Annotated in this window: 3 protein-coding genes, 1 tRNA gene, 3 pseudogenes and 1 other annotated feature; of the genes and pseudogenes, 3 read left to right on the forward strand and 4 right to left on the reverse strand. The window is 67.0% G+C overall.

Going from position 1 to position 4,631, the window contains the following annotated elements:
• The 3 genes and pseudogenes from D8M29_RS09075 to D8M29_RS09085 all read left to right on the forward strand — a co-directional run.
• A pseudogene (locus tag D8M29_RS09075) lies at nt 1-320 on the forward strand (ribosome biogenesis GTPase Der); the annotation flags it as partial.
• Nucleotides 321-424: 104 nt separating this feature from the next.
• Entirely contained in the window at nt 425-904 is a 480-nt protein-coding gene (locus D8M29_RS09080) for a hypothetical protein (RefSeq protein WP_049147777.1), read from the forward strand.
• A gap of 379 nt (nt 905-1,283) precedes the next feature.
• Nucleotides 1,284-1,360, forward strand: a tRNA-Pro gene (locus tag D8M29_RS09085).
• A gap of 271 nt (nt 1,361-1,631) precedes the next feature.
• On the opposite strand, the pseudogene D8M29_RS09090 reads toward D8M29_RS09085, so the two are convergent.
• The 4 genes and pseudogenes from D8M29_RS09090 to D8M29_RS09105 all read right to left on the reverse strand — a co-directional run.
• Nucleotides 1,632-2,896: pseudogene (locus tag D8M29_RS09090) on the reverse strand (IS3 family transposase).
• Nucleotides 2,463-2,597: a sequence feature (AL1L pseudoknot), on the reverse strand. It overlaps the preceding pseudogene by 135 nt.
• A gap of 59 nt (nt 2,897-2,955) precedes the next feature.
• Nucleotides 2,956-3,153, reverse strand: a complete 198-nt coding sequence (locus tag D8M29_RS09095; protein ID WP_010078466.1) for a hypothetical protein — start codon at nt 3,151-3,153, stop codon at nt 2,956-2,958.
• A 44-nt stretch (nt 3,154-3,197) separates the two neighbouring features.
• Nucleotides 3,198-3,530: a DUF3024 domain-containing protein gene (locus D8M29_RS09100; RefSeq protein ID WP_036315702.1), complete on the reverse strand. Its 333-nt coding sequence runs from the start codon at nt 3,528-3,530 to the stop codon at nt 3,198-3,200.
• A gap of 62 nt (nt 3,531-3,592) precedes the next feature.
• A pseudogene (locus D8M29_RS09105) lies at nt 3,593-4,504 on the reverse strand (IS256 family transposase); the annotation flags it as partial.
• Nucleotides 4,505-4,631 lie beyond the last annotated feature (127 nt).

The following is a 4,631-nucleotide window of genomic DNA, read 5'->3' on the forward strand; positions in this document are numbered from 1 at the left end:
ACAAGGACCGTCTCGTCCCCGCGCTGGACCTCGCCCTGGACTCGTGGGACACCCGCATCCCCACGGGCAAGCTCAACGCGTTCCTCGGCGAGCTCGTGGCGGCCCACCCGCACCCGCTGCGCGGCGGCAAGCAGCCCCGCATCCTGTTCGCGACCCAGGTCTCGAGCCGGCCGCCCAAGTTCGTGCTGTTCACCACCGGGTTCCTGGACCCCGGCTACCGCCGGTTCATCGTGCGCCGCCTGCGCGAGACGTTCGGGTTCGAGGGCACGCCCCTCGAGATCGGGATGCGCGTGCGCGAGAAGCGCGGTCGCCGCCGCTGATCCGGCTCTGCCCCGACGACGTCCCTCGGCCTGCCGTGCCGGGGGACGTCGTCGTCCCGGCAAGCTCCCACCGTTCGTCCACCTTCGCCTCGTAGCCTGAGGGCATGAGCCTCATCCGACGTCGCCCCGCCGCCCTGTCCCTGGCCACCCTGGCCGCGCTCGCGCTGGCCGCATCCGGCTGCGCGGTCGACGACGGCGAGACCCGGGCCGCGCTGCAGAGCGCGGAGGACCGGCTCGCCCAGGCCGAGGACCGGATCAGCGAGCTGGAGGCGGACGCCTCGGACCGCGTGGACCTGGGGCAGCTGCGCCAGGAGGCCGAGGGCGCCCTCGCAGAGGCGGACCAGCGCGCCGCCGAGGTCGTCGAGGACCTGACGCGATCCCTGCCCTCCGGTTCGGACATCGTCGACGTCGAGGCGCTCCGGGAGGACGGAAAGGTGGTCATCGAGTACGGCCAGTCTTTGCTCGATGCCGATCCCCAGGTCCTCGAGGACACGATGCGGGAGGCGGCGGAGCGGGCGCGCAACGCCATCCCGGACCTGAAGGATGTCGAATTCCGCGTGGGGCACCGGACCTTCACGTACTGATCCTGCGACGGGGATCCGTGAGCCCCCCGACACGCCTCTTCGACCCGCCCGGAACGGCGGATCGGAGCGGCTCGACGTGTTACGCTTCACCCGTGCACGACTGCACCCTCAGTCATGAGAGGGTTCGTGCAGACCGCCAGGCCCACCGGTACGCCGGGGCCGCGGTCGCTGGGGGACTCTCGGTCGGGTGGCCCTCGGTCAAGGGATGAGGGGTTCACGTCTGTGAAGAGGACGTGGGCCCCTTGTTCACGTTTTGGGGGGTGTCGCGCGGTTTGCCCCTGACAACGACGACCTGGCAGGCCCGCTTCCGATTCGCGCCCGGCGGTGCCGGTGGGGTATGCTCATCGGGTGCCGAAGCGCGGATGACCGCGATTCGCCACGGGCTATGGCGCAGCTTGGTAGCGCGCTTGACTGGGGGTCAAGAGGTCGTGGGTTCAAATCCCGCTAGCCCGACCACGTTCCCACGGGTCAGAGTCCGCATCTGACGAGGGAAAATGGAATGAGGCCCAGGTACTCCCTCGAGGGGAGCGCCTGGGCCTCTTTCCGTGCCTGACATATTCCTTAGCACAAACTGATCGAGACAGACCCTACGGTTCGGCGTTCGGCTCGACTTATATCCCCGGGAATTCAGAACTTCCTCAGTGGCCGAGCGGCTCGATCCAAAATCGATCTCGTCGGTGACCAGAGCGTTGGCCCTGAAGCCCCCTGGGTCTGATGGAGACTCGCGCTATTTGATTCCGACCAGCTGTTCGCGGCCGGCTTCGACAGCATAGAACGTGTCCTCGAACTCGGCGGGTGGGACGTCGCCGAGGTAGCCGTGGAGGCGTTGCGTGTTGTGCCAGGACACCCACCCGAGGGTCGCGAGCTCGAGGTCCTCGACCGTCCGCCAGGGACCTGGCCGTGCGGGTCCGCGGACGTGCTCGGCCTTGTAATAGCCGTTCACGGTCTCGGCCAGGGCGTTGTCATAGCTGTCCCCGACGGTCCCGATCGACGGTGTCGCTCCGATCTCGGCGAGGCGTTCGCCGTAGCGAATGGAGGTGAATTGAGACCCCGCGTCGCTGTGGCAGCGCAGGTCCTCGTGGCGAGCGCCGCGGGACCAGCGGGCCATCTCGATCGCGTCGAGGACCATCTCGGTGCGCATGTGTGACGCGCACCGCCACCCGACGATCATCCGGGAGAACGCGTCGACGATGAAGCAGACGTACGCGACGCCGGCCCACGTCGGCACGAACGCCAGGTCGGTGACCCAGAGCCGGTTCGGGGCAGGCGCGGTGAACTCCCGCTTCACGAGGTCCGGGTGCCGCGCCGCGGTCGGATCTGGCCGGGTCGTCTTCACCCGCTTCGACCTGGTCGCGCCCTTAATCCCTGCGGCGCGCATGAGCCGGCCCGTCTGATCTCGGCCGATGTCGATCCCGGCGCGACGCGCGGTCTTCCAGAGCTTTCTGACCCCGTAGACGCGGTAGTTCGTCTCCTAGAGCTCGACCAGCTGCGGGATCAGCTCCTCGTCCCGCACCGCGCGAGCCGAGGGGGCGCGGGTCTTGGCGGCGTAGTAGCTGCTCGGAGCCACCTGCAGCAGCCTGCAGATGAGCTCGACTCCGAGCCGGCGAGCGTCGACCAGGTCATCCTTGTTCGCGTCGATGAACGCGACTACTTCCGGTAGTGGCGGTCGAGCTCCGCCCCGAAGAAAGACGCAGCACGCTTGAGGACCTCGTTGGCCCGCCGCAACTCCCGGACTTCCTGCTCCAGTTCACGCACCCGCCGCGCCTCAGCGCTGCTCACGCCAGAGGTGACGCCGTCGTCGATGTCGGCTTGCTTGACCCACATCCGCACGGACTCGACCCCGTACCCGAGCTGCGTCGCGACCCGATTGACGGTCCCATGCTCGGTCCCCAGCTCGGCACGCAGCGTCCTCACCATCCGGACCGCCGCGGCCTTCTCCTCCGGCGAATACCGACGCGTCGTCGGCTTCCCCGCTGTCTGCTCTTTCGGCATAACTCCATCCTCGTTTCCAAGGTCAGGAGTCTCCAACAAACCCAGGGCGCTTCAATCGGTCAGGAAGGCAGCAAGAGCACCTTGATGTCGTAGTCGAGCTTGCAGAGATAGAAGATCAACTCGACGACGGGACGGTGACTATCCCAGCGGGGCTGTGAGGGGCCGATCTCGCAGAACCTTGCGGCAAACTCAACCTTCTCGCGCGCGGCCGGGATCGATGCGCGGAAGGCCGCTTCATCCCATTGCTCTTCGCTCATACTCCCGACCGTAGCGGTGAGTACCGACACGGCCGTGGGAGCTCTCAGCCCCAGAAGATCGGATCCTGGTGGCTGCCGATGTAGTCGAGCAGACTCTGGACGTTCTTCGTCGGGCGCCTCTTCGTGTACTCGTGGAACTTCATGTGCCGGTCACGCCAGTAGATGCTCCACTGGCCGGTCTTGACGGTGTATCGCAGGCGCGCGACCGGGAACCGCGTCCAGTCGCCCTGCCCGTCCCACGGCGGCCGCGTCTCGATGATCGTGACGTGCCGGTCGGCGATCTCGGCTTCTACTCTCACCTGATCCCACAGGTGCTCGGGCACGCGTTCACGGCACCAGCGGCCGATGCGCAGCAGGTCGGTCTCGGGCATAGCCATGGTCAAGTCCTTTTGAGTGGTGTATCGAGGCTTTGTCGGGTTCCTCGTGGTCGGGTGGGTTGTCAGGCGGCGAGTGCCGCGTGGCCGGGGTCGTCGGTCATGGTGTCGCTGACCTGTAGGGCGGCTTGTTCAGCCGCGGCTTTCGCGGCTGCTTCGGCGAGCATCGTGTCGGTCGCGGTCAGCAATTCCAGGCTCATGTAGCGCCGTGATTCGGTCCATTCGTCGTGCTGCTCGGCCAGCACCGCGCCGAGGAGTCTAATCACCGCGACTCGGCTGGGGAAGATGCCGACGACGTCGGTGCGTCTCCGGATCTCCTTGTTGAGCCGTTCGTTCGGGTTGTTCGACCAGATCTTCTTCCACACCTCCTTCGGGAACTTCGTGAACGTGAGCACCTCATCGCGGGCGCCCTCGAGGTGCTCGGCAGCGGCCGGCAGATGGGTGGCCAGGCTGTCGATCATGTGCTCGTACTGGGCGATCACCGCCTCGACGTCGGGCTGGGTGTAGACGCTGTGCAGCAGCGCTTTCACCGCGGGCCACTGCGACTTCGGGCACACCGCCATCAGGTTGGCCGCGTAGTGGGTGCGGCAGCGCTGCCACTGCGCCGTCCCGAACACCGCCCCGGCCGCTTCGACCAGCCCGGCATGGGCATCGGAGGTGATCAGCTCCACCCCCGACAGGCCGCGGGCAGCCAGATCACGGAAGAACCCGAGCCACCCCTCCCTGGTCTCCGCGGTGCCCAGTTGCAGGCCGAGGATCTCGCGGTAGCCGTCGTTGTTGATGCCGGTGGCGACCATGGCGGCGACCTTGACGACCCGGCCGTGTTCACGCACTTTGAGCACGAGCGCGTCGGCGGCGACAAACCGATACGGCCCAGCATCGAGCGGCCGGGTGCGGAACGCTTCGACCTGCGCATCCAGGTCTTTACTCATCTCTGAGACCTGCGATTTCGACAGGCCCGTGATGCCGAGAGTCTGTGAGCCGCCCCCTTCATTCGGTCCGGACGTTCTGTGAGTCGTCGGTTTCCATTTGATGGGTGCACTGCCGAGCGTACTCGGCTGGGGTTAGGTAGCCGAGCGAGGAGTGCCGGCGGTGGTGGTTGTA

This window comes from Micrococcus sp. HSID17227 (assembly GCF_003989405.1).
Classification (GTDB): domain Bacteria; phylum Actinomycetota; class Actinomycetes; order Actinomycetales; family Micrococcaceae; genus Micrococcus; species Micrococcus luteus.

Bases quoted from the DNA above. Each gene is read 5' to 3' on its own strand.
- D8M29_RS09080 (WP_049147777.1), top strand. From the start codon at position 425: ATGAGCCTCATCCGACGTCGCCCCGCCGCCCTGTCCCTGGCCACCCTG.
- D8M29_RS09095 (WP_010078466.1), bottom strand. From the start codon at position 3,153: ATGAGCGAAGAGCAATGGGATGAAGCGGCCTTCCGCGCATCGATCCCG.
- D8M29_RS09100 (WP_036315702.1), bottom strand. From the start codon at position 3,530: ATGGCTATGCCCGAGACCGACCTGCTGCGCATCGGCCGCTGGTGCCGT.